The following is a 25049-nucleotide window of genomic DNA, read 5'->3' on the forward strand; positions in this document are numbered from 1 at the left end:
CATGAACGATCACAACAACAGTATTGAAGTGGAAACCGCGATGACCACCACCACCATGACCATGATCCAGGCCCTGCGCTCGGCCATGGATGTGATGCTTGAACGTGATGACAACGTGGTGGTGTTCGGCCAGGACGTCGGTTACTTCGGCGGTGTATTCCGCTGCACCGAGGGCTTGCAGACCAAGTACGGCAGCTCGCGGGTGTTCGACGCACCGATCTCCGAGAGCGGCATTATCGGCGTGGCCGTGGGCATGGGTGCCTATGGCCTGCGCCCGGTGGCCGAAATCCAGTTCGCCGACTACGTCTACCCCGCCACCGACCAGATCATCTCCGAAGCGGCGCGCCTGCGTTATCGCTCGGCCGGCCAGTTCACTGCACCGCTGACCATGCGCATGCCCTGCGGCGGCGGCATCTACGGCGGCCAGACCCACAGCCAGAGCATCGAAGCGGTGTTCACCCAGGTCTGCGGCCTGCGCACGGTGATGCCGTCCAACCCCTATGACGCCAAGGGCCTGCTGATCGCCTCGATCGAAAACGACGACCCGGTGATCTTCCTTGAGCCTAAACGCCTGTACAACGGCCCGTTCGACGGCCACCACGACCGCCCGGTAACACCGTGGTCGAAACACCCGCAAGCGCAAGTGCCGGACGGTTACTACACCGTGCCGCTGGACGTCGCCGCCATCGTGCGTCCGGGCTCGGCCGTCACTGTGCTGACCTACGGCACCACCGTGTATGTCTCGCAGGTCGCCGCCGAAGAAACCGGCATCGACGCCGAAGTCATCGACCTGCGCAGCCTGTGGCCGCTGGACCTGGAAACCATCGTCAAATCCGTGAAGAAGACCGGCCGTTGCGTGGTGGTGCACGAAGCCACCCGCACCTGCGGCTTTGGCGCCGAGCTGGTGGCGCTGGTGCAAGAGCATTGCTTCCACCACCTGGAAGCGCCGATCGAACGTGTTACCGGTTGGGACACTCCCTACCCGCACGCGCAGGAGTGGGCGTATTTCCCAGGCCCGTCTCGAGTGGGCGCGGCGTTGAAACGGGTCATGGAGGTCTGAATGGGCACGCACGTTATCAAGATGCCGGACATTGGCGAAGGCATCGCGGAAGTTGAACTGTCGGTCTGGCATGTGAAGGTCGGCGACATGGTCGTCGAAGACCAGGTGCTGGCGGATGTGATGACCGACAAGGCGATGGTGGACATTCCCTCGCCGGTCCACGGCAAGGTGATTGCCCTCGGCGGCGAGCCGGGTGAAGTCATGGCGGTGGGCAGTATTCTGATCAGCATTGAAGTGGAAGGTGCGGGTAACGCCAAAGACGTGCCGGTGGCGAAAGAAGCGCCCAAGGCTGCGCCCGTCGTCGAGGCCAAACCGGCACCGGTGGTTGAGAGCAAGCCCGCGCCCGTCGTGACCGCACAGGCCCCCGTGGCTCGCGAAGCCGACGAACGCCCCCTGGCCTCCCCCGCTGTACGCAAGCACGCGCTGGATGCCGGTATCCAACTGCGCCTGGTCCAGGGCTCCGGCCCCGCCGGGCGGATCCTGCACGAAGACCTCGACGCCTATCTGCAACAAGGCGCGTCAAAAGCTTCGACGGCAGCCAACCCTTACGCCGAGCGCAACGACGAAGAACAGATCCCGGTGATCGGCATGCGCCGCAAGATCGCCCAGCGCATGCAGGACGCCACCCGGCGTGCCGCGCATTTCAGCTATGTGGAAGAGATCGACGTCACCGCCCTCGACGAGCTGCGCGTGCACCTCAACGAGAAGCACGGCGCCACGCGCGGCAAGCTGACGTTGCTGCCGTTTATCGTGCGCGCCATGGTCGTGGCGCTGCGGGAGTTCCCGCAGATCAACGCGCGTTACGACGACGAAGCCCAGGTCATCACCCGCCTCGGCGCGGTGCATGTGGGCGTCGCCACCCAAAGCGACGTCGGCCTGATGGTGCCGGTGGTGCGTCACGCCGAGGCGCGCAGCCTGTGGGGCAACGCCGAGGAAATCGCGCGTCTGGCCAGCGCCGCGCGCAATGGCAAAGCCAGTCGCGATGAGCTGTCGGGTTCGACCATTACCCTGACCAGCCTGGGCGCCTTGGGCGGTATCGTCAGCACCCCGGTGCTGAACCTGCCGGAGGTGGCCATTGTGGGCGTCAACCGTATCGTTGAGCGGCCGATGGTGATCAAGGGCCAGATCGTGATTCGCAAGATGATGAACCTCTCCAGCTCCTTCGATCACCGCGTGGTCGATGGCATGGACGCGGCGCAATTCATCCAGGCCATTCGCGGCCTGCTCGAACAACCCGCCAGCCTGTTCCTGGAGTAAGGGCATGACTCAGATAGTGCATACCACCCTGCTGATTATCGGCGGCGGTCCTGGCGGTTATGTGGCCGCCATTCGTGCCGGCCAGTTGGGCATCCCGACCATCCTGGTGGAAGGCCAGGCATTGGGCGGCACCTGCTTGAACATCGGCTGCATTCCGTCCAAGGCCTTGATTCACGTGGCCGAGCAGTTTCAGCAAACCGTGCACCACAGCCAGGGTTCCCAGTTGGGAATCGAGGTGGATGTGCCAACCCTGGACATCCGCAAAAGCGTGGAATGGAAAGACGGCATCGTCGACCGCCTGACCACCGGCGTCGCTGCACTGCTTAAAAAGCACAAAGTGCAGGTGATCCATGGCTGGGCCAAGGTGGTAGACGGCAAGACCGTCGACGTCGGCGACCAGCGCTTCCAGTGCGAACACCTGCTGCTGGCCACCGGCTCGAAAAGCGTCAACCTGCCGATGCTGCCGATTGGTGGGCCGATCATCTCCTCTACCGAAGCCCTGGCGCCAACCCGCGTGCCCAAGCGCCTGATCGTGGTGGGCGGCGGTTACATCGGCCTGGAGCTGGGGATTGCCTATCGCAAGCTCGGCGCCGAGGTCAGTGTGGTCGAGGCCCAGGACCGTATCCTGCCGGCCTACGACGCCGAGCTGACGCAACCGGTGCACGAATCGCTCAAGCAGTTGGGCGTGAAGCTGTACCTCAAGCACAGCGTCACCGGTTTCGAGCACAACAGCCTGCAAGTACGCGATCCGAATGGTGACACGTTGTCGCTGGAGACCGATCAGGTGTTGGTGGCCGTGGGTCGCAAACCCAACACCCAGGGCTGGAACCTCGAAGCGCTGAACCTGGAGATGAACGGCGCGGCGATCAAGATCGACAGCCGCTGCCAGACCAGTATGCGCAATGTGTATGCCATCGGCGACCTGAGCGGCGAGCCGATGCTGGCGCACCGGGCCATGGCCCAGGGTGAGATGGTGGCCGAACTGATCAGTGGGCAACACCGCGAATTCAACCCGGCCGCGATCCCGGCGGTGTGCTTTACCGACCCGGAACTGGTGGTGGTCGGCAAGACGCCCGACGAAGCCAAGGCCGCCGGCCTGGACTGCATCGTGTCGAGTTTCCCGTTTGCCGCCAACGGCCGCGCGATGACCCTGGAGTCGAAAACCGGCTTCGTACGGGTGGTGGCGCGCCGCGACAATCATCTGATCGTCGGCTGGCAAGCGGTCGGCGCCGGCGTGTCCGAGCTGTCCACCGCCTTCGGCCTGAGCCTGGAAATGGGCGCGCGCCTGGAGGACGTGGCGGGCACCATCCACGCCCACCCGACGCTTGGCGAAGCGGTGCAGGAAGCTGCGCTGCGGGCGCTGGGCCACGCCTTGCACCTGTAAATAAACACCCCCTGTAGGAGCGAGCTTGCTCGCGAAGAACCTGAGGGCGCCGCGTTCATTCTGGTTTCACGCGTTATCGTTGACGATTTTCGCGGGCAAGCTCGCGCCTACAAGGGACGCGGGGGATGCGAACGGGCCTGCGAATGAAGTATTGTTGCGCCCATTCAGAAAAAAACCGACTTGACCAGAGATAGAGGGTGTCATGGGTAACGAGAGCATCAATTGGGACAAGCTGGGTTTTGACTACATCAAGACCGACAAGCGGTTTCTCCAGGTCTGGAAAAACGGCGAATGGCAGGCCGGCACCCTGACCGACGACAACCAGCTGCATATCAGCGAGGGCTCTACCGCCCTGCACTACGGCCAGCAGTGCTTCGAAGGCCTCAAGGCCTACCGCTGCAAGGACGGCTCGATCAACCTGTTCCGTCCGGACCAGAACGCCGCCCGCATGCAACGCAGCTGCGCGCGCCTGCTGATGCCGCATGTGTCGACTGAAGACTTCATTGAAGCCTGCAAACAAGTGGTCAAGGCCAACGAGCGCTTCATCCCGCCGTATGGCAGCGGCGGCGCGCTGTACCTGCGCCCGTTCGTGATCGGTACCGGTGACAACATCGGCGTGCGTACCGCACCGGAGTTCATCTTCTCAGTGTTCTGCATCCCGGTCGGCGCCTACTTCAAGGGCGGCCTGGTGCCCCACAACTTCCAGATCTCCACCTTCGACCGCGCCGCGCCACAGGGCACCGGTGCCGCCAAGGTCGGTGGCAACTACGCCGCCAGCCTGATGCCGGGCTCGGAAGCGAAGAAATCCGGTTTCGCCGATGCGATCTACCTGGATCCGATGACCCACTCGAAAATCGAAGAAGTCGGCTCGGCCAACTTTTTCGGGATCACCCACGACAACAAGTTCATCACACCGAAGTCGCCTTCGGTGCTGCCAGGCATCACCCGCCTGTCGCTGATCGAACTGGCCCAGACCCGCCTGGGCCTGGAAGTGGTCGAGGGCGAAGTGTTCATCGACAAGCTGGATCAGTTCAAGGAAGCCGGCGCCTGCGGGACTGCGGCAGTGATCTCGCCGATCGGCGGTATCCAGTACAACGGCCAGCTGCATGTGTTCCACAGCGAGACCGAAGTCGGCCCGATCACCCAGAAGCTCTACAAAGAGCTGACCGGTGTGCAGACCGGCGACATCGAAGCACCAGCAGGTTGGATCGTAAAAGTCTAAGCCAGTAACACCGCAAAACCCTGTGGGAGGGGGCTTGCCCCCGATGGCAGTGGGTCAGTCAATGAATCTGTTGACTGATACACCGGCATCGGGAGCAAGCCCCCTCCCACATTTGCTCTCCGGTGTCCTCAGGATTGAGCCGGGATATTCTCGGCAATCTTCTTGCCCATGCTGACCCTCGCCTCCACCCCATACCCCAACGCCTCGTAAAACCCCGCCACCGCCTCATTGCCACTGGTGATCTGCAGATTGATCTTCATGCAGCCCAGGGCCGTCAGTGCCTGTTCCGCATGCCGCACCAGCGAGGAACCGAGGCCATGACGCCGATAGTCGGCGTGCACCGCCACCGAATACAGCCAGCCGCGATGACCGTCATAGCCGGCCAGAATCGTGCCGATCACGGTTTTCTTGTCCGTCGCCACGAAAAACAGCCCATCGTTGACGGCAAGCTTTTTATCAATCGCCAGCGTTGGCAGGTTATGCGCCGTGTCGTACCCAAAAGCCTGCTGCCATAAGGCAACCACTTGCGCCCGGTGCTGGCGGTCGCGGTATGCCCCGATGGGATGGCGCGACAGCAGCGCTTTTTCCATCACCAACGTGCGTTCATTGCCGTGGTAGACATCGCGCACCGTGTGAAAGCCCAGCTTGGTGTAGAACGGCTCGGCGGTCAGCGAGGACGGCACACTCAACACCGTCACCCCGGCTTCCCGGGCCCGCGCTTCGATTTCGATCATCAGCAACCGGCCAATGCCCTGCCCTTGCCGCGCCGGGTTGACGAACACCGAGCGCACCACACTGGCATCCAGCGCAGCCGTGGCGACGATCACCTGATCCTGGACCGCCACCAGCACCACCCGGCGCTTGAGCAACTCCAGCACCGCGTCTGGCGTGAAGTTGCTGGCCACCCGAGCAATCACATCCGCCGGATAATCCCGCGCATTGCTGCTGTGCAAGGCTGCCAGGATGACCTGGCTGATCCCTTCGGCATCCTCGGATTGGGCAAGACGTACGACGGTAGACATGACTCCTCCTGGCTGACGGCGCTATTACAGTCCCCACTGTATCAATGTGGGAGGGGGCTTGCCCCCTCCCACATTTTGACCCCGCTCCAGCTCCAACAGCCGATTCGGCTGCATCGCCCCCCTTTTCAGCTTTCCCGGCTGGGCCGCCCCGTTGTTTCAGCCGGGATACATCCCGCACAAGCCACAAAATAGCCTCACTGCTCAACCCCATGGATTCGTGCCCCCATGCAAACCACCAACACCGTCTTGATGATTCGCCCGGCGCGCTTTGCCTTCAACCCGGACACCGCAATCAACAACCGATTCCAACGCCCGCCTCTCGACCCGCTCAGCGCACAGCAGAAAGCGCTGGAAGAGTTCGACGGCTATGTCGACACCCTGCGCCGGCATGGCGTGGAAGTGCTGGTGGTGCAAGACACCCCGGCGCCCCACACACCCGACTCGATCTTCCCCAACAACTGGTGGAGCAGCCACGCCGACGGCAGCCTGGTGCTGTACCCGATGGAAGGCCAGAACCGCCGACTGGAGCGCAACAAAGGCGTGCTGCAAGTGCTGGAGCAACGTTTCGCGATCAGCGAAACCATTGACCTCAGCCATCTCGAACAACAGAACATCTTCCTCGAAGGCACCGGCAGCATGGTGCTCGACCGCCAGCACCGCATCAGCTACGCCTGCCACTCCGGGCGCACCCACCACGACGCGCTGCGCCAATTTGCCGAACGCCTCGACTACCAGCTCTGCGTATTCCACGCCGTCGACCGCCACCACGCACCGATCTATCACAGCAACGTGATGATGAGCGTCGGCCGCGACCTCTCGGTGGTGTGCCTGCAAGCGTTGCCCGACGCCGATGAACGCCAGGCCCTGGAGCGCTCGTTGCGCGACACCGGCAAGGACATCCTCGGCCTCGACTTCGACCAGCTCGAAGCGTTCGCCGGCAACATGCTCGAAGTCCACGACCGCGACGGCCAGCCGCTGCTGGTGATGTCCGCCAGTGCCTGGGGCGCCCTGAAACCCGCCCAGCGCCAGCAGGTGGAGCGCCATACACGGCCGGTGGTGGTGAACATCGACAACATCGAACGCATCGGCGGCGGCAGTGCCCGCTGCATGCTGGCAGAAGTGCATCTGCCTGCCCGTCCCTCATTTCAATAAGGAGTCTTGCCATGACCCGCTACATCGACGTCAACGACCTCAGCTACCTGGTCTCGCAAAAAGGCCTGCAAACCTGCATCACCGAGATGGCCGAGTACATCCGCGCCGACTACCTGCGCTGGCAGGATTTCGAAAAATGCGCACGTCTGGCCAACCACTCGCCGGACGGCGTGATCGAGTTGATGCCGGTGTCCGACGCCTCGCTGTACGCCTTCAAATACGTCAACGGCCACCCGAAGAACACCCTGGCCGGCATGCTCACCGTGATGGCCTTTGGTGCCCTCGGTGACGTGGACACCGGCAAACCGGTGCTGCTCGCGGAAATGACCCTGACCACCGCGATCCGCACCGCTGCCACCTCGGCCCTGGTGGCCCGCTACCTGGCCCGACCAAACAGCCGCAGCATGGCGTTGATCGGCAACGGTTCCCAGAGCGAATTCCAGGCCCTGGCCTTCCACGCCATGCTCGGCATCAACGAGATCCGCCTGTTCGATATCGACGCCAAGGCCATGGCCAAGCTGGCGACCAACCTCAGGGCGTTCCCGGCGATCAAGGTGATCCTGGCGGGCAGCGTGGCCGAGGCGGTCAAAGGTGCGGACATCGTCACCACCGTCACCGCCGACAAGGCCTACGCGACCATCCTCACCGACGAGATGATTGAACCGGGCATGCACCTCAATGCCGTGGGCGGCGACTGCCCGGGCAAGACCGAGCTGGACCGCCGCATCGTCGAGCGCGCCCGTGTGATCGTCGAGTACGAACCGCAAAGCCGCATCGAAGGTGAAATCCAGCACATGCCAGAGGACTCGCCGGTGACCGAACTGTGGCAAGTGATCAACGGCCAGGCCGCCGGCCGCGAGAATGAGCGCCAGGTCACCCTGTTCGACTCGGTGGGCTTTGCCATCGAAGACTACTCAGCCCTGCGCTACGTGCTCGACGTAGCCAAGGCATTGGATGTGGGCAGCGAACTGGAACTGGTTCCGGACCTGGCCGACCCGAAAGACCTGTTTGCACGCCTGGCCCAACAGCCAAGCGCACAGCACAAAAAGCGCGCCTGAGACCGCTCTGGCCTGCCCCTTTGCGGCAAGGGCAGGCCTGATTTCCAGTACCGAAAAGCCGATTCAGCGGGTACGACAGCCGTTTCCGCTGCATTGGCTGTTTTAACAGCGCAATTTGCGCTTTGCGCACGGGGTAAACGACACAAAAAACGCACCATCATGAAGCATTCTGAGCCCGACCAAAGAGTCACGGACTGAATCCAAGCTGCACCCTTTTTACTGCCCTGACATCAATTACAAAATATAGGGACTGACACATGATTCCACTGCGAACACTCTTCGCTGCACTGCTGTTGCCACTGTGCGCCAGCGCCGCCCACGCCCAGGATTGGAAAGAAATCCGCTTCGGCGTCTTCCCCGAGTACCCCCCGTTTGAATCCGTGGCCGCCGACGGCAGCCTGCAGGGCTTCGATATCGAGTTGGGCAACGCGATCTGCGCCAAGCTCGACGTCAAATGCACCTGGGTGCACAACGAATTCGACGGCATGATCCCGGCCCTGCGCGCGCGCAAGTTCGACGCGATCATGTCGTCCATGGCCGTGACCCCGGCGCGCGAGAAGGTCATCGACTTCACCGACCGCCTGTTCCTCAGCCCCACCTCCGTGATCACCCGCAAAAACGCCGACTTCGGCGACACCCCGGAATCGTTGAAAGGCAAACAAGTCGGTGTGCTGCAAGGCTCGTTGCAGGAAGCCTATGCCCGCGCGCACCTGGCCAAGCTCGGCGCACAGATCAAGGCGTACCAGTCCCAGGAGCAGAACTACGCCGACCTGCAGAACGGCCGCCTCGATGCCACCCTGACCGACAAGCTCGAAGCCCAGCTCAACTTCCTGTCCAAGCCTGAAGGCGCCGACTTCAAGACCGGCCCGGCCTTCAAGGACCCAACCCTGCCCCTGGACATCGCCATGGGCCTGCGCAAGAACGACCAGGACTTGCGTGCGCTGATCAACAAGGGCATCGCCGCCGTCCAGGCCGATGGCACCTACGCGCAGATCCAGAAGAAATACTTCGGCGATCAAGACATCTACAACGAATAAGCCAACACAATCCCCCGTGGGAGGGGGCTTGCTCCCGATAGCGGTGGGTCAGTCAATACAGGTGTCGACTGGCACGCCCTCATCGGAAGCAAGCCCCCTTCCTCAGCGGGATGTCTGCGCCCTTTAGAGATGCTCCCCATGAACGAACTCTTCAACCTGCAAGGCTACGGCCCGATGCTGGCCCAGGGTGCCTGGATGACGGTCAAGCTGGCGTTCCTCGCGCTGACCCTGAGCCTCACCCTGGGCCTGATCGCTGCCGGTGCCAAACTCTCCAGCGCCCGATGGCTGCGGGTGCCGGCCACGCTGTACACCACGCTGATCCGCAGCGTGCCGGACCTGGTGCTGATCCTGCTGATTTTCTACAGCCTGCAACTGTGGCTCAACGACCTGAGCGAAGTGTTCGGCTGGGACTACTTTGAAATCGACCCATTTACCGCCGGGGTCATCACCCTGGGGTTTATCTACGGCGCGTATTTCACCGAGAACTTCCGTGGCGCGATTCTCAGTGTGCCGGTCGGCCAACTCGAAGCCGCCACCGCCTACGGCCTGAGCCGCTGGCAGCGTTTTCACCTGGTGCTGTTCCCGCAGTTGATGCGCTTTGCCCTGCCGGGCCTGGGCAATAACTGGCTGGTGCTGCTCAAGTCCACGGCGCTGGTGTCGATCATCGGCCTGTCGGACCTGGTCAAGGCCGCGCAGAACGCCGGCAAGACCACCAACGAGCCGTTGTACTTCCTGATCCTCGCGGGCCTGGTGTACCTGGTGATCACCACCCTCTCCAACCGCATCTTCAAGCGCCTCGAACGGCGCTATAACCTCGGCATCAAGGGGATGGCGCGATGATCGAACTGTTCCAGCAATACGGCCTGGCTTACCTGTTCAGCGACGGCGCCGGGTTGTCCGGCGTTGCCATGACCTTGTGGCTGTTCATTATCTCGGTGGCGCTTGGGTTTTTCCTGTCGATCCCCCTGGCGCTGGCCCGCGTGTCGGAGCACTTCTGGCTGCGCTGGCCGGTGGAGGTCTACACCTACCTGTTTCGCGGCACGCCGCTGTATATCCAACTGCTGATTTGCTACACCGGGCTGTACAGCCTGGAGGTGGTGCAGGACAACGCCCTGCTCAACCAGTTTTTCCGCAATGCCCTCAACTGCACCCTGCTGGCCTTTGTGCTCAACACCTGCGCCTACACCGTGGAAATCTTCGCCGGGGCCATCCGCAACATTCCCCACGGCGAACTCGAAGCGGCCCGCGCCTATGGCCTGCATGGCTGGCGCCTCAACCTGTTTGTGGTGGTGCCTGCCGCACTGCGCCGGGCGCTGCCGGCCTACAGCAATGAAATGATCCTGATGCTGCACGCCACGTCGCTGGCGTTTACCGCCACCGTCGCCGACATCCTCAAGGTGGCGCGCGATGCAAATGCCGAGACGTTCCTGACGTTCCAGGCCTTCGGCATCGCTGCCCTGCTCTACATGCTGCTGTCCTTTGCACTGGTGGGCCTGTTCCGACTGGCCGAACGTCGCTGGATGCGTTTTCTTGTTCCTACCCGAGGCTAACCCATGAATCAGTCCGCGCAGGCCCTGGCCACTTATCCTGTCGATGTCCCCGTTCCCAAGGCTGCAACTGCTGCCATCAAGCTGCAAGTCGAAGGCATCCATAAACGCTACGGCGAACACGAAGTGCTCAAGGGCGTGTCCCTCAACGCCCGCAACGGCGATGTGATCAGCCTGATCGGTGCCAGCGGCTCGGGCAAAAGCACCCTGCTGCGCTGCATCAATTTTCTCGAACAGCCGGACGCCGGCGTGATCACCCTGGACGGCATCAGCATCGAAATGCGCCAGGGCCGCGCCGGCACCCGCGCGCCGCACCAGCAACAATTGCAGAACCTGCGCACGCGCCTGGCCATGGTGTTCCAGCACTTCAACCTGTGGAGCCACATGACCGTGCTGGAAAACATCACCATGGCCCCGCGCCGGGTGCTGGGCGTCAGTGCGGCCGACGCGGAAAAACGCGCGCGTATGTACCTCGACAAGGTCGGCCTGCCGGGCCGCGTGGCCGATCAGTACCCGGCGTTCCTGTCCGGCGGCCAGCAACAGCGCGTGGCCATTGCGCGGGCCCTGGCGATGGAGCCGGAAATCATTCTGTTCGATGAACCCACCTCCGCCCTCGACCCCGAACTTGTAGGAGAAGTCCTCAAAGTCATACAGACGTTGGCTGAGGAAGGTCGTACCATGCTGATGGTCACCCACGAAATGGGCTTTGCCCGCCAGGTGTCCAGCCAAGTGCTGTTCTTGCATCAGGGCCGAGTCGAGGAACAAGGCGGCGCCGAGATCCTCGACCACCCCAACAGCGAGCGCTTGCAGCAATTTCTTTCCAACCGTTTGAAGTGAACCCCATGGATACCAAGGCCAACGGACCCCATACCTCCCCTGCGCTGGATCGCATCGATGAGGCGATCATCGAAGTGCTGCGCCACCAGGGCCGTATCACCTACGAAAAGCTCTCGTCACTGGTACACCTCACTCCCAGGCCCTGCCTGGAACGGGTGCGCAAGCTGGAGCGACGCGGGGTGATTCGTGGGTATGGGGCAATCATCGATGTACAGATGGTCTCGCCAGGGTTGTCGCTGCTGGTGCTGGTGGCCTTGTCCAACCAGAGCGGGCGCTCGGCGCAAAAGGCCTTCGAAGCGTGTATGAAGGCCTGCCCCCAGGTGTTCGAATGCCAGTTGATCAGCGGTCCGTTCGACTACAGCCTGCGCATGCGTTGCCGGGATATGGAGCACTACCGGGTGGTATCGGAGATCTGGCTGAACAATGATGAGTTGCACATCGATAAGTTGGTGGCGCATCCGGAGTTGGCGGTGGTGAAAAATACCGCCATCGAACTGGCCTGAGCCCCACTCGCCAAGCCAATGAGGATCGAATGTGGGAGGGGCGGTGCGACGATTCGACTTGCTCCCGATAGCGGTGGGTCAGTGAAAGATGAGCTGACTGACACACTGCTATCGGGAGCCCCCTCCCACATTTTTAACCATGCCCGCTTAAGATTTTCTTACCTTGGCGCGCCCCAACCAGCTTCGCCTGCCCATCCTTCTGCTTCCCCGTACGCGCCTCGCTGATCAACCCCGGGATCAACTTGCCCTCCGGCAGATTCTTCCAGAACCGACTCGGCAAGTGCCCTTCCATCACCTTGGGGTTCAACCGCGCCGGGTTGAAAATGTGGCTGTAGTAGGTCAGCCACATCGCGCTGTGGGGATCCTCGACATTCTGCGCCAGCTGCCGCCACGCCTCGGGGCACTCACGCTGGTGGATCAACTGCTCGCCGTCGTAATACACCCCGTCCAACGGCGTGGCGATCATCCAGCGATGGCGCCCCATGCGCCCGACAAAATGCTGGCTGGCCGATTTGAGGATGTCATGGGCCGGCTCGTGCCACGCCACGTATTCCGGCAACTCAGGCCCCGCCCCTGCCGGCAAGGCGATAAAGCGCACAAACGCATGCAGATGATGGGCCTCACGGCTGACCTGCTTGATGCGCCGCTGCAGCTCACTGCCGAGCTTGTCCCCAGCCAACATCGCCGTACGATCCCCATGGCTGACGCGCCACAACACCTCATACAACAGACTCCAACGCTGATCACCTTGGTAGCAGGCGGCCGACTCCAGCAACTCCAGCAGCGCCTTGGGAATCCGCGCCTGGAACGGCCCCAAGCCTTCGGGAATCGGCTCATCGGTGGCAAACAGGTCCGCCGCCTGTACCTCGCCCCAGCTCACCTGGCTGGGGTCGACCTGATGGCTGAGCAGCCAACGCGCCTGTTCGCGCCAGGTGCTGAAGAGGTTGTCGCATTCCAGGCTGATCATCCCCACAGCCCCATCTGCTGCGGCTGCGGGCGGTCGCGCAGTTGCTCGCGCAGCAGCACGCTGGTGCTGTCCGCCTGCTGCGGATGGTAGTCACTGGTGATGAAAAACGGCTTGGCCTTGGCCAGCACACAACGCATGCGGGCCAGGTCTTCAAAGCGGATCTTGCGTTCGCGGCGCAGGTCCACCAGGCGTTGGGTGGTGCGCAGGCCGATCCCTGGGATGCGGGCGATCAGGGTGGGCTCGGCGCGATTCAGGTCCAGCGGGAACACCTCGCGGTGTTCCAGGGCCCAGGCCAGCTTGGGGTCGATATCCAATGCCAGGTGGCCAGGGCCTTCGAACAGTTCGTTGGCGCTGAAGCCGTAGCTGCGCAGCAGGAAGTCGGCCTGATACAAACGGTGCTCGCGCATCAACGGCGGCGCGGCCAGGGGTACGCTTTTCGGGCTGTTGGGGATGGGACTGAAGGCCGAGTAGTACACGCGGCGCAGTTTGAAGTTGCCATACAGCGCCTCGGCACTGTGGAGGATGGTGCTGTCGTCGGTCTCGTCGGCGCCAACGATCATCTGGGTGCTCTGCCCGGCCGGGGCGAAACGCGGCGCGCGGGGTTCGTTCAGGACCGTCTGCTCGCCGGTGTAGATGGTCTGCATGGCCTGCTTGATCGAGACGATCTGTTTTTCCGGCGCCAGGGTTTGCAGGCTGGCATCGGTGGGCAGTTCGATGTTGACACTGAGGCGGTCGGCGTAGCGCCCGGCCTCGGCAATCAGTGCCGGGTCGGCTTCGGGGATGGTCTTGAGGTGGATGTAACCGCGAAAGTCATGCTCTTCGCGCAGCAGCTTGGCCACCCGCACCAATTGCTCCATGGTGTAGTCGGCCGAACGAATGATGCCGGAGCTGAGAAACAACCCACTGACGCAGTTGCGCTTGTAGAAATCCAGGGTCAGCGTGACCACCTCCTCCGGGCTGAAGCGTGCACGAGGCACGTCGCTGGAGCGGCGGTTGACGCAATATTGGCAGTCGTAGAGACAGAAGTTGGTGAGCAGCACCTTGAGCAGCGACACGCAACGACCGTCCGGCGTGTAGCTATGACAGATGCCCATGCCATCGGTGGACCCCAGCCCCGCCTTGCCCTCCGAACTGCGCTTGGGCGCGCCACTGCTGGCGCAGGAAGCGTCGTACTTGGCGGCATCGGCGAGGATGCTGAGTTTTTCGATCAACTGCATGGGGGGCTACCGATACTGGTTTTTTGTACAGTATCAGCCAGCCCCCCGTGTCACAAGTGCAGCCTGTCAGCTGGCGGTGGCCAGGAGCAGATCCTGCACCGAACGCCCCTTGCCACGGCTACGGTCGTTTTCAAACAGCGACGCCGCAATCTCGTCCGCACGAATCGGCAGTACCGACAGCAACGTATCGCTCAGGCCATGGCTGGCCTGGCTGAAGCCCTGGATGTAGATGCCGGCCTTGCAGCGCTCATCGGTGACGATGCGGTAGTCGCGGGCGACTTCAAAATCACCCAGATACTCCTCCAGTGGCGCCAACAGTGCGCGGTGCGTCTCGCGCTCGTAACCGGTGGCAAGGATCACCGCGTCGTAATGGTTGACGCTGGTTTCGCCGTTGGCGTTGTTGCGCAGGGCCAGTTCGATGCCCAGGGGCCCAGGGGTAGCCTTCTCGACCACGGTCATGGTGCGGAAGGCCTGGCGGGCGATGCCGGAGACTTTCTGGCGGTAGAAAATCCCGTAGATGCGCTCGATCAGGTCCAGGTCGACCACCGAATAGTTGGTGTTCTGGTACTCGGCGACCAGGCGCTCGCGCTCGGCACCGACTTGCTGGAACACCAGGTCGGTAAACGCTGGCGAGAACACTTCGTTGACGAACGGGCTGTCATCGGCCGGCTTGAGCGCCGAACCGCGCAGGATCATGTCGACCTGCACCGACGGGAAGCTGTCATTGAGGTCGATAAAGGCTTCCGCTGCGCTCTGGCCACCGCCGATGATCGCGATGCGCATCGCCTTGCCGTCCACGCACGGCTGGGTGGCCATGCGTTCCAGGTATTGGGAATGGTGGAACACGCGGCCGTCGTCCTTGAGGGCCTTGAACGCTTCGGGAATACGCGGCGTGCCACCGGCGCTGACCACCACCGAACGGGTGGTGCGCACATGCTGCTCGCCCAGCGCATCGCGGGAGATCACGCGCAGCGCCTCGATCTGCTGCTGGTGCAGGATCGGCTCGATGGCCAGCACTTCCTCGCCGTAGCGGGCCTGGGTCTGGAACTGCCCCGCAACCCAGCGCAGGTAGTCGTTGTACTCCATGCGGCACGGGTAAAAGGTGCCCAGGTTGATGAAGTCCACCAGACGACCGTGGGCTTTCAGGTAATTGACGAAGGAATACGGGCTGGTGGGGTTGCGCAGGGTCACCAGGTCCTTGAGGAACGAAATCTGCAATTCGCTCTGGGTCACCAGGGTATTGCCGTGCCAGCGATAGTCGGCCTGTTTGTCGAGAAACAGCACGTCCAGTTTGCCCTGCGCCTTTTCACGCTCCTGCAGGGCGATGGCCAGCGCCAGGTTCGAAGGGCCAAAACCGATACCGATCAGGTCGTGAACCGCGGGCGAAGCAATTGCCTGTGTCATTCCAGTGTCCTCTGGATAAGCCCCTTGGCGGTGGGGCGGGAATACCTTCAAGACCTGCACAACAGGTCATGTGTTGATAGGAAACGAGGACAGTGAAATAAAATTTACCTGATCAGTGATCAGTGCGCGTCCCACTCGCGCATCCGCACCCGGCAATGCTTCATGGCGTTGACGATATGTTTTTCCACCAGGCTGCGGGAAATGCCCAGGTGTGCGGCGATTTGCAGGTGGCTCAGGCCATCGAGTTTGCGCAGCAGGAAGCTGTCGCGACAGGCCGCCGGCAACTCGGCCAGGGCACGTTCGAGCATCTCCAGGCGCAGGCCGTGATCGTGAGTGGTATGGGGGGTGCAGGCCGCGAAGCGTCCTTCGCTGTCCAGCACCTCCAGGGGCTCGACATGGCGCAAGGCGTTGCGTCGATGGCCGTCGATCACCAGATTGAGCGCGGTGCGGTACAAAAACGCACGAGGCTGGTGGATCGGGGTCGCACTGGAACGCTCCAGCACCCGCACATAAGCGTCATGCACCACATCCTCGGCCACCTGACGGTTGCCCAGCTTGGCGTTGAGGAAACACACCAGCTCGCGATAGTAGTTTTCCAACATGACTCCCGATCGCCGGGTGGCGGCATTAGGTCCTGTAGGCCATTCAGTAATGGCAGTTTGGGTAGGTGCAATTTATAGTAATTCTCATCTACTTTTAACCCAGACTTACATTTACCCGCGTATTTTTTATCCCTCAGCGCGGTCACCGCTTACCCAGCGGCCTAAATCCTCGGGCAATTCTCTCGTTTAACTGTCAGCTCTGCGCAACTGCGCTCCGAACTTTCCTGGCTGGAACCTAAGCATGAAACGCCCTCGCCCTGCCCGACGCGCCTTGCTAGCTATCGCGTGCCTGATACCCATCATCGCCGTCGCCGCCTGGCAGGTATTGCCGCCGGGGCGTGAGAACCTGACCACCGTCACCGTCACCCGCGGCAATATCGAAAACAGCGTCACGGCCTTGGGCACCCTGCAACCGCGCCGATATGTCGACGTCGGCGCGCAGGCGTCAGGGCAGATTCGCAAGATTCATGTCGAGGCCGGCGACCAGGTGCAGGAAGGCCAATTGCTGGTGGAAATCGACCCCTCGACGCAAAAAGCCAAGCTCGACGCCAGCCGCTATGCCATCGAAAACCTCAAGGCGCAGTTGCAGGAGCAAAAGGCCCAGCACGCACTGGCGCGCCAGAAGTACCAGCGCCAGCAGCGCCTGGCCGCCGGCAACGCCACCCGCGAGGAAGATGTGCAAACCGCCAAGGCCGAACTGAGCGCCACACAGGCCCGGGTCGATATGTTCCAGGCGCAGATTCTCCAGGCCCAGGCCAGCCTGCGCAGCGATGAGGCGGAGTTGGGCTATACGCGCATCTACGCGCCGATGACCGGCACCGTGGTCGCGGTGGACGCGCGGGTCGGCCAGACCCTCAACGCCCAGCAGCAGACCCCGCTGATCCTGCGGATCGCCAAGCTGTCGCCGATGACCGTGTGGGCCGAGGTTTCGGAAGCCGACATCGGCCACGTCAGACCCGGCATGACCGCCTACTTCACCACCCTCAGCGGTGGTAACCGGCGCTGGACCAGCACCGTGCGGCAGATCCTGCCCATCCCACCCAAGCCCCTCAATCAAACCCAAGGCAGCGGCAGCCCCAACAGCGCCAGCAAGAGCGGCAGCGGCCGCGTGGTGCTGTACACCGTGCTGCTGGACGTGGACAACAGCGACAACGCGCTGATGGCCGAAATGACCACCCAGGTGTTTTTCGTCGCCAGTGCCGTCAAGAACGCCCTCACCGCACCGGTCGCCGCGCTGCTGGGCACCTCAAGTGCCGACAAGCAGATCGCCCGTGTGGTCGCCACCAACGGCCGCATCGAAGAACGTGAAGTGCGCCTGGGCATCAGCGATCGCCTGCGGGTCGAAGTGCTCGACGGCCTGCACGAAGGCGATCACCTGCTGATCGGCCCGGCCGACGGCAACGGGGGTTGAGGTGACCACGCCGCTGATCGAACTCAAGAACATCCGCAAATCCTACGGCGGCGGCGACAGCCCGCAGGTCGACGTGTTGCGCGGCATCGACCTGTCGATCCATGCCGGGGAATTCGTCGCCATCGTCGGGGCTTCCGGCTCCGGCAAGTCCACGCTGATGAATATCCTCGGTTGCCTCGACCGCCCAAGCACAGGCGAGTACCTGTTCGCGGGTGAGAACGTCGCCCACCTGGACAGCGACGAACTCGCCTGGCTACGCCGCGAGGCCTTTGGCTTTGTATTCCAGGGCTATCACCTGATCCCCTCGGGCTCGGCCCAGGAGAACGTCGAGATGCCGGCGATCTATGCCGGCATCAGCGCTGCCGAGCGCCATGCCCGCGCCAACGCCCTGCTCACGCGGCTGGGCCTGGCCGAACGCACCGGCAACCGGCCGCACCAGTTGTCCGGCGGGCAGCAGCAGCGCGTCTCGATCGCTCGGGCGCTGATGAACGGCGGCCACATCATCCTCGCCGATGAACCCACCGGCGCCCTCGACAGCCACAGCGGCGCCGAGGTGATGACCCTGCTCGACGAACTGGCCAACCAGGGCCACGTGGTCATCCTCATCACCCACGACCGTGAGGTGGCAGCGCGGGCCAACCGCATGATCGAGATTCGCGACGGCCTGATCATCAGTGACTCGGCCGATGACGGCGCAGCGCCGCCGCCGGCCACCCGCGGCGCGTTGCAAGCCGTGGACCTGCGCCAGCGCCTGGCTGACGGCGCCGAACACAATGGCGCGTGGAAAGCCGAATTGCTCGACGCGGTGCAAGCCGCCTGGCGGGTGATGTGGATCAACCGTTTCCGCACCGCACTGACCTTGCTGGGGATCATCATCGGCGTGGCTTCAGTGGTGGTGATGCTGGCGGTCGGGGAAGGCAGCAAGCGCCAGGTCATGGCGCAGATGGGGGCGTTCGGTTCCAACATTATTTACCTCAGTGGATCCTCGCCCAACCCGCGCACGCCGCAGGGGATTGTGACCCTCGACGATGTTCACGCCCTGGCGGCATTACCGCAGGTCCAGCGCATCATGCCGGTCAATGGCAGCGAGGCCGGGGTGCGCTTCGGCAACGTCGACTACATGGCCTATGTGGGTGGCAACGACACCAACTTCCCGGTGATTTTCAATTGGCCGGTGGTCGAGGGCAGTTACTTCACGGCGGCCGACGAACGTGCAGCCGCCACCGTGGCGGTAATCGGACACCGTGTGCGTGAAAAGCTGTTCAAGGGTGAGGTCGACCCCATCGGCCAGTACATTCTGATCGAGAACGTCCCGTTCCAGGTGATCGGCGTGCTGGCGGAAAAAGGCGCCAGCTCCGGTAACAAAGACAGCGATGACCGTATCGCCATCCCCTACACCGCCGCCAGCGTGCGGCTGTTCGGCAGCTACGACCCCGAATACGTGGTGATTGCCGCCGCCGATGCGCGCAAGGTCCGCGAGGCCGAGGTGGCCATCGACCAACTGATGCAAAAACTGCACAACGGCAAGCGCGACTACGAACTGACCAACAACGCGGCGATGATCCAGGCCGAGGCGCGGACCCAGAACACCCTGTCGCTGATGCTCGGCTCGATTGCCGCGATCTCCCTGCTGGTGGGCGGTATCGGCGTGATGAACATCATGCTGATGACCGTGCGCGAGCGGACCCGTGAGATCGGCATCCGCATGGCCACCGGCGCACGCCAGCGCGACATCCTGCGCCAGTTCCTGACCGAGGCGGTGATGCTGTCGGTGGTCGGCGGCCTCTGCGGCATTGCCCTGGCCCTGCTGGTGGGCGGCGTGCTGGTGCTGGCCCAGGTGGCGGTGCAGTTTTCCCTGGTGGCGGTGCTTGGCGCATTTGGTTGCGCGCTGGTCACCGGCGTCGTATTCGGCTTTATGCCGGCCCGTAAAGCTGCCCGGCTCGATCCGGTTAAGGCGTTGACCAGTGAATAAACGATCCATCCCCTCACCCCTGCCCGCACTTGGCCTGTGCCTGCTGCTCACCGCCTGCGCCGGTGACCCTCCCGCTGTGGACAGCGGTATTGCGCCGCCGGCCGCCTGGCAGTTCGCCGAGCGCGACGCGGCCCAGGCCACCAACCAGCGCTGGTGGACGCAGTTCGGCAGCCCGCAATTGAACCGCCTGGTCGAGCAGGCCCGCCGTGACAGTGTCGACGTCGCCGCCGCCATGGCCCGCGTGCGCCAGGCCCAGGCCAGTGCGGTGATCGCTGGAGCACCGCTGTTGCCCGAGGTGAAGTTCAACCTCTCCACCAGCCACCAGAAACTCCTGCGCGGCAAAGGCGGACCGGACCTGGACGCCTCGCAAAGCGATGACGCCGTGGACAATTTCGGCGCCAACCTGACCGCCAGTTATGAAGTCGACTTCTGGGGCGGCCGCGCCGCTGCCCGCGACAGCGCCCTGCACAGCCTGCGCGCCAGCGAGTTCGACCAGGCCACCGTGGAACTGACCTTGCTCAGCAACGTGGCCGACCGTTACGCGCAGACCCTGGCCGCGCGCCAACGCCAGCAGATCGCCGCGTTGAACCTGGCCAATGCACGTAACGTGCTCGACCTGGTACAGACCCGCTACGACGCAGGCTCCGCCACGGCCCTCGAACTGGCCCAGCAGAAAAGCCTGGTGGCCAGCCAGCAACGCCAACTGCCGTTGATTGAACAACTGGCCGAAGAATCCCAGATCACCCTCGCCGCCCTCCTCGGCCAGCCGGTCCAGGCCCTGGAGTTGGGCACCGAACCCTTCCAGGACCTGACCTGGCCAACCATCGACGCCGGCATGCCCAGCCAGTTGCTCAGCCGCCGCCCGGACATCGCCAAGGCCGAGGCCGAATTGGCGGCGGCGCAAGCGGACGTCAGCGTGGCCCGCGCCGCCATGCTGCCTGCCCTGACCCTCGGCGCCACACTCGGCTCCGACGCCTACAAGGCCCTGGACATCCTGCGCAGCCCCTACTACACGTTGACGGCCGGCCTGGTCGCGCCGATCTTCAACAACGGCCGTTTAAGTGCCGAGCGTGACAAGGTCAGCGCCCGCCAGGACGAGCTGCTGCAAACCTACCGAGGTGCGATCATCAACGGCTTTGCCGATGTGGAAAAAGCCCTCAGCACCATCACCCGCCTGGACCAGCAGCGCCAATGGCAAACCGAAGAACTGCAACAGGCCCGGACCGCCTTCCAGATCGCCGAAAGCCGCTACCAGGCGGGCGCCGAAGACCTGCTCACGGTATTGGAAACCCAGCGCACCTTGTACGCCGCCCAGGACTTGAACGTGCAATTGCGACTGTCACGCCTGCAGGCCAGCATCGCCCTGTACAAGGCATTGGGCGGCGGTTGGAAAACCAACTTCTGAAAAACGAAACTCCAGTTTCGTACGCAAGTCGTCTACCGCCCCTACATTCTTCTCCCCAGGTTCCTTGGTAAAAAAAGCCGCTATCACACGGCTGCCAGGGACCTCTGGATGAATGTTGCAAAATACCTCGCCGGCGGCTGTTTCTGGCTGCTGGCCCACCTTGGCCAGGCACAGCCACTGATCAAGCCCACCACCATCGATTGGCTGCTCGATTGCCCCCTGCCCGCCGCCGAACGGCTCGACCCTGAGGTACTGGCGCGTACCCAATGCGGCGTCGTGAACGTCCCGCGCAACCATGCCGTCCCTCGGGAAGGCGAGCAGCGCCTCTACCTGACCCGTGTCGGCGCCCGCGAGCCGCTGAGCCGCGAGGGGATCGTCTTCGTCCAGGCCGGCGATGCTGCGCAAGAGAACACCGAAAACACCCTCGCCATTGACCTCGCCAGCCGCTGGAACAGCTATTCCACACAGGCCTATCGCACGCTGCTCAACCGCTACGACGTTATCGAACTCAGCGCCCGCGACCTCACCCAGGAAGAGGGCGTCGAGCAGGCGGTACGGGATATGGAATATGTCCGCGCCCAACTGGGCGACGCACAACTGCATTACCTGGGTAACACCCACGCTACGCGCCTGGGCAGCCGCTACGCTGCGCTGTTCCCCGAACGGGTCGCGCGCATGGTGCTGGTCAACGCGCAACCCGGGACGACCGACACCGTCGAGGTCGCCCAACTGCGCCTCAAGGAGCCCGCCAGCCCCGACGCCGGCGGGTGTATCAACCGATGGGTGGGCGACTTCCTGGCCTACGGCAAGCAACCGCCCCCGTCTACCCGCTGCCTTGATTCGGGTGATTAGCCGCAGTGCGTCGTTTACGACCTGTTGCCGCCGAAAACGACACCCTGCGTTGACGCTCCGGTCCAATCGTTATTAAGTGCTATTTATCCGCATTAATAAGATAAATCGAACCCATGCTGACCCGCCCGCTACGCCGCAAACGCCAGAAGCTGTCCGATGTAATTGTCGAGTCGGTCAAGCGCTCCATCGTCACCGACGCGTTGAAGCCCGGCGACCGCCTGCCCACCGAGCGTGAGCTGATGGAAAGCTTCCAGTGCTCCAAGGGCTCGGCCCGTGAAGCGCTCAAGGCCCTGGAGGTCGAGGGGCTGGTGAGTACGCGCACGGGCCCCAGCGGCGGTGCCTACCTGAACCAGGCCGGCACTGAACCGGCCAGCCGTGCCCTGCGTAACTACCTGCACTTCCAGCATCTGGATGGCGAGCAGGTGTACCAATTGCGCAAGGTCATCGAAGTGGAGCTGGCGGTGTCAGTGCTCGGGCGCCTGAGTGAAGACGACTACCGGGCATTGCAGGACAACGTGGATTTCTGCAGCGCCCCCGAAGACAGCGAAGCCGGCCAGCGTGAGCAACGCTTGGCGGAACTGGAGTTCCACAACCTGCTGGCCAAGGCCTGCCCCAATCCGTTGTTGAGCTTTATGGCGCAGTTTCTCAACGACCTGCTGCGCGACCTGGTGGTGCTGAAAAAAGCTTACAAGCCCAAGCGCAAGCAGTTCGACGCGGCCAACCTGGATTATCACAAACAGCTGCTGAGCGCCTTTCGCGCCGGGGATGAAGGCGCGGTACGCAGCCTGATGCATGAACATATGTGCGACGCCGAACACCATATGACGGCGCTGGAAGGCCAGGTCAGCCCGCACTTTCTACTGGAGTTCGACCACAACCACTGACCCCCCCCTCCCACAGTTGACTGCATTCACTGCGTTATCCCAATAACAGGCCTGCCCACAGGCCCTTGCTCCACCGTATCGCCCTTGCCACTCCTGCCAATAACTAAACCAGGGAGTCACCCCATGCAGCGTCGTACGTTATTGAAAGCCAGTCTTACCGCCGCAGCCGCCCTCAGTCTTCCGCTGGGCGTACGGTCCGCATTCGCCGCCGAGCCCTTTACCTTTTACGGCCTCAAGTCCATGTCCGGCGCCTTTGCCAGCTATGGCAAGTTTGCCGACATGGGTTCGCGCCTGGCGGTGGCACAACACACCGAGCTGCTGGGCCGCCCGTTGAACTACAAGGTCATCGACACCGAGGGCAACGCCGGCAAGGCCGTGCGCAAGGTGCAGGAGGCGATCCAGCAGGACGGCGCACGCTTCTTCCAGGGCTGCACACTGTCGTCGTCGGCGCTGGCGGTGGCCAAGGAGGTCGACAAGGTCGGCGGCGTGTTCATGACCCCGGTGGGTGCCGATGAGGTCACCGGCAAAGACTGCAACCACGCCACGTTTCGCTGGTCGGTGCCCACCTACGGCGCGATCCGCGAAACCATGGTGCCGCTGATCAAGCTGCTGCCGGACGCCAAGCGCTGGTACACCATCACGCCCCAATATGTGTTCGGCGAAGCACTGCTCGAAGGCGCCAAAAACGTACTCAAGGAACACGGCCTGGAACACGTCGGCAACAGCTACCACTCGCTGCAGGAACAGGAATTCTCCGGCTACCTGACCAACGCCATCTCCACCAAACCCGACGTGCTGGTGTTGCTGAATTTCGGCAGCCAATCGTCCAACACCCTGCGCCAGGCAGTGAACTTCGGCATCAAGGAGCGCATGAAAGTGCTGCTGGTGTGGTCCGCCGGCCTCGACCAGTTCCAGGAACTGGGCAGCGACATCCTCGACGGCGTGTACCTCGGCGCGCAGTACTGGCACCAGGTCGATACCCCACTCAACCGCGAACTGGTCAAGCTGACCCAGGCCAAGTACGGCATCAACCCCACCTACCCGCTGGCCGCCGACTACATCAGCACCAAGGTCATGCTCGACACCATCATCGCCACCGGCAGCTTCGACGGGCCGACCGTGGCCAAGGCCATGCAGGGCCTGAGCTTCGACGGCCCCACCGGCAAGGAATCGATCCGCGCCGGCGACCACCAGGTGATCAAGGACTACTACCTGCTGGTCGGCAAGGCCGCCGGCGACATGGCCGACAAGGATGACCTGGCCAAGGTGCTCAGCGCCGGCCAGTCATTCCCGCCGGTGGAAGCCACGGGCTGCACGCTCGCCTGATCCGTTAAAACATCACCGGTTGTACACGGCAGGGCCGCCCCGGCGGCCACCTGTTCGAGGGTTCCTGCATGCTTAATCTTTACCTGTTCCAGATACTCAACGGCCTTGGATTGGGGATGATCTACTTCCTGATCGCGGTCGGGCTGACGATCATTTTCGGCCTGCTCAACTTCGTCAACTTCGCCCACGGCGCGTTCTTCCTGCTGGGCGCCTACATCTGCTACACCGCCGTGAGCCTCACCGGCAACTTCTGGCTGGCGCTGCTGATTGCGCCGCTGGTAGTGGCCGCGTTGGCCTGGGTGATCGAGCGCTTGTTGATCCAGCGGATCTATCACTTGCCGCACATGTTCCAGATCCTGGTCACGCTGGGCATCGCGCTGATCATCCAGGAAGCCAGCGTGATGATCTGGGGCCCGGTGGGCAAAAGCGTCGCCGTACCGGAACTGCTGCGCGGCGTGCTGGTGGTGGGTGATTTCGTCTACCCCTACTACCGCCTGTTCCTGATTGTGTTTTCCGCTTTGATTGGCCTGGGCCTGTGGCTGCTGCTGGAACGCACGCGCTTCGGCGCCCTGGTGCGCGCCGGCAGTGAAAGCACCGAGACCGTGTCGCTGCTCGGCACGAATATCTTTCGCCTGTTCTCCATGACCTTTGCCCTCGGCGTGGGCCTGGCCGGCATGGCAGGCGTGCTGTTCGCACCGTTGCGCGGCGCCCAGCCGTTCGTTGGCCCGGAGATCCTCGGCATCGCCTTCGTGGTGGTGGTGATCGGCGGCATGGGCTCGTTCAGCGGTGCCCTGGTCGGCGGTTTGCTGGTGGGCGTGGTGCAAAGCCTGATGACCACACTCTGGCCCCAAGGCGCGAGCCTGATGATCTACGGCGCCATGGCCGTGGTGATTCTGGTACGCCCTTACGGCCTGTTTGGGAGAGCCTGAC

23 protein-coding genes are annotated in these 25049 nt (G+C 63.0%); 18 read left to right on the forward strand and 5 right to left on the reverse strand.

Annotated features, from left to right (window positions below; all coding sequences use genetic code 11):
* Window position 1 precedes the first annotated feature (1 nt).
* The 4 genes from J1G35_RS03765 to J1G35_RS03780 all read left to right on the forward strand — a co-directional run bounded on the left by J1G35_RS03765 (window position 2) and on the right by J1G35_RS03780 (window position 4923).
* On the forward strand, window positions 2–1060 hold the full coding sequence (locus J1G35_RS03765) for an alpha-ketoacid dehydrogenase subunit beta (protein WP_207042733.1): 1059 nt from the start codon (window positions 2–4) through the stop codon (window positions 1058–1060).
* Complete coding sequence (locus tag J1G35_RS03770) at window positions 1061–2317, forward strand: dihydrolipoamide acetyltransferase family protein (RefSeq protein ID WP_053138625.1); 1257 nt, start codon at window positions 1061–1063, stop codon at window positions 2315–2317.
* A 4-nt stretch (window positions 2318–2321) separates the two neighbouring features.
* Window positions 2322–3701, forward strand: coding sequence for a dihydrolipoyl dehydrogenase (gene lpdA / locus J1G35_RS03775; protein WP_223013583.1), 1380 nt, complete (start codon window positions 2322–2324; stop codon window positions 3699–3701).
* Window positions 3702–3903: 202 nt separating this feature from the next.
* Window positions 3904–4923, forward strand: coding sequence for a branched-chain amino acid aminotransferase (locus J1G35_RS03780; protein ID WP_053138631.1), 1020 nt, complete (start codon window positions 3904–3906; stop codon window positions 4921–4923).
* Window positions 4924–5051: 128 nt separating this feature from the next.
* On the opposite strand, the gene J1G35_RS03785 is transcribed toward J1G35_RS03780, so the two are convergent.
* On the reverse strand, window positions 5052–5945 hold the full coding sequence (locus J1G35_RS03785; protein WP_082341043.1) for a GNAT family acetyltransferase: 894 nt from the start codon (window positions 5943–5945) through the stop codon (window positions 5052–5054).
* A gap of 225 nt (window positions 5946–6170) precedes the next feature.
* On the opposite strand from J1G35_RS03785, the gene J1G35_RS03790 reads away from it, so the two are divergent.
* The 7 genes from J1G35_RS03790 to J1G35_RS03820 all read left to right on the forward strand — a co-directional run bounded on the left by J1G35_RS03790 (window position 6171) and on the right by J1G35_RS03820 (window position 12079).
* The gene (locus J1G35_RS03790) at window positions 6171–7097 is read left to right on the forward strand and encodes an arginine deiminase-related protein (protein WP_053138634.1); all 927 of its coding nucleotides are present in this window, start codon (window positions 6171–6173) and stop codon (window positions 7095–7097) included.
* 11 nt (window positions 7098–7108) lie between these two features.
* Complete coding sequence (locus J1G35_RS03795) at window positions 7109–8155, forward strand: ornithine cyclodeaminase (RefSeq protein ID WP_053138636.1); 1047 nt, start codon at window positions 7109–7111, stop codon at window positions 8153–8155.
* Between the two features lie 257 nt (window positions 8156–8412).
* Window positions 8413–9192: an ABC transporter substrate-binding protein gene (locus J1G35_RS03800; RefSeq protein ID WP_053138639.1), complete on the forward strand. Its 780-nt coding sequence runs from the start codon at window positions 8413–8415 to the stop codon at window positions 9190–9192.
* 138 nt (window positions 9193–9330) lie between these two features.
* Window positions 9331–10032, forward strand: coding sequence for an ABC transporter permease (locus J1G35_RS03805; RefSeq protein WP_053138642.1), 702 nt, complete (start codon window positions 9331–9333; stop codon window positions 10030–10032).
* Window positions 10029–10742, forward strand: coding sequence for an ABC transporter permease (locus tag J1G35_RS03810; RefSeq protein WP_223013585.1), 714 nt, complete (start codon window positions 10029–10031; stop codon window positions 10740–10742). Before J1G35_RS03805 ends, J1G35_RS03810 begins: the two co-directional genes overlap by 4 nt.
* A 3-nt stretch (window positions 10743–10745) precedes the next feature.
* A complete protein-coding gene (locus J1G35_RS03815; RefSeq protein ID WP_053138648.1) occupies window positions 10746–11576 on the forward strand; it encodes an ATP-binding cassette domain-containing protein in 831 nt (276 codons plus the stop codon).
* 5 nt (window positions 11577–11581) lie between these two features.
* Window positions 11582–12079 (forward strand): Lrp/AsnC family transcriptional regulator, encoded by a 498-nt coding sequence (locus J1G35_RS03820; RefSeq protein ID WP_053138651.1) that lies wholly within the window; start codon window positions 11582–11584, stop codon window positions 12077–12079.
* A gap of 133 nt (window positions 12080–12212) precedes the next feature.
* On the opposite strand, the gene J1G35_RS03825 is transcribed toward J1G35_RS03820, so the two are convergent.
* From J1G35_RS03825 to J1G35_RS03840, 4 genes are all read right to left on the reverse strand, one after another.
* The gene (locus tag J1G35_RS03825) at window positions 12213–13046 is read right to left on the reverse strand and encodes a TIGR03915 family putative DNA repair protein (RefSeq protein WP_053138654.1); all 834 of its coding nucleotides are present in this window, start codon (window positions 13044–13046) and stop codon (window positions 12213–12215) included.
* Window positions 13043–14263 carry a putative DNA modification/repair radical SAM protein gene (locus J1G35_RS03830; protein WP_027606175.1) on the reverse strand — a complete coding sequence of 407 codons (1221 nt, stop codon included), beginning with the start codon at window positions 14261–14263 and terminating at the stop codon, window positions 13043–13045. Before J1G35_RS03830 ends, J1G35_RS03825 begins: the two co-directional genes overlap by 4 nt.
* A gap of 66 nt (window positions 14264–14329) precedes the next feature.
* Complete coding sequence (locus J1G35_RS03835; protein ID WP_223013587.1) at window positions 14330–15667, reverse strand: SidA/IucD/PvdA family monooxygenase; 1338 nt, start codon at window positions 15665–15667, stop codon at window positions 14330–14332.
* A gap of 119 nt (window positions 15668–15786) precedes the next feature.
* Window positions 15787–16269, reverse strand: a complete 483-nt coding sequence (locus J1G35_RS03840; protein ID WP_262417127.1) for a sigma-70 family RNA polymerase sigma factor — start codon at window positions 16267–16269, stop codon at window positions 15787–15789.
* Between the two features lie 241 nt (window positions 16270–16510).
* On the opposite strand from J1G35_RS03840, the gene J1G35_RS03845 reads away from it, so the two are divergent.
* The 7 genes from J1G35_RS03845 (at window position 16511) to J1G35_RS03875 (ending at window position 25048) form a co-directional block, all read left to right on the forward strand.
* On the forward strand, window positions 16511–17680 hold the full coding sequence (locus J1G35_RS03845) for an efflux RND transporter periplasmic adaptor subunit (protein WP_223013591.1): 1170 nt from the start codon (window positions 16511–16513) through the stop codon (window positions 17678–17680).
* A 1-nt stretch (window position 17681) separates the two neighbouring features.
* Complete coding sequence (locus tag J1G35_RS03850; RefSeq protein WP_053138663.1) at window positions 17682–19652, forward strand: MacB family efflux pump subunit; 1971 nt, start codon at window positions 17682–17684, stop codon at window positions 19650–19652.
* Window positions 19645–21057 carry an efflux transporter outer membrane subunit gene (locus J1G35_RS03855; RefSeq protein ID WP_223013593.1) on the forward strand — a complete coding sequence of 471 codons (1413 nt, stop codon included), beginning with the start codon at window positions 19645–19647 and terminating at the stop codon, window positions 21055–21057. The genes J1G35_RS03850 and J1G35_RS03855 overlap by 8 nt, the downstream gene beginning before the upstream one ends.
* A 108-nt stretch (window positions 21058–21165) precedes the next feature.
* Window positions 21166–21909, forward strand: coding sequence for an alpha/beta fold hydrolase (locus J1G35_RS03860; RefSeq protein WP_223013595.1), 744 nt, complete (start codon window positions 21166–21168; stop codon window positions 21907–21909).
* Between the two features lie 113 nt (window positions 21910–22022).
* On the forward strand, window positions 22023–22793 hold the full coding sequence (locus J1G35_RS03865; RefSeq protein ID WP_115487043.1) for an FCD domain-containing protein: 771 nt from the start codon (window positions 22023–22025) through the stop codon (window positions 22791–22793).
* Between the two features lie 123 nt (window positions 22794–22916).
* Complete coding sequence (locus J1G35_RS03870) at window positions 22917–24119, forward strand: ABC transporter substrate-binding protein (RefSeq protein WP_223013597.1); 1203 nt, start codon at window positions 22917–22919, stop codon at window positions 24117–24119.
* A gap of 68 nt (window positions 24120–24187) precedes the next feature.
* Window positions 24188–25048 (forward strand): branched-chain amino acid ABC transporter permease, encoded by an 861-nt coding sequence (locus J1G35_RS03875; RefSeq protein WP_223013599.1) that lies wholly within the window; start codon window positions 24188–24190, stop codon window positions 25046–25048.
* Window position 25049 lies beyond the last annotated feature (1 nt).

It is taken from the genome of Pseudomonas sp. SH10-3B (assembly GCF_019891415.1).
In the GTDB taxonomy this organism is placed as follows: domain Bacteria; phylum Pseudomonadota; class Gammaproteobacteria; order Pseudomonadales; family Pseudomonadaceae; genus Aquipseudomonas.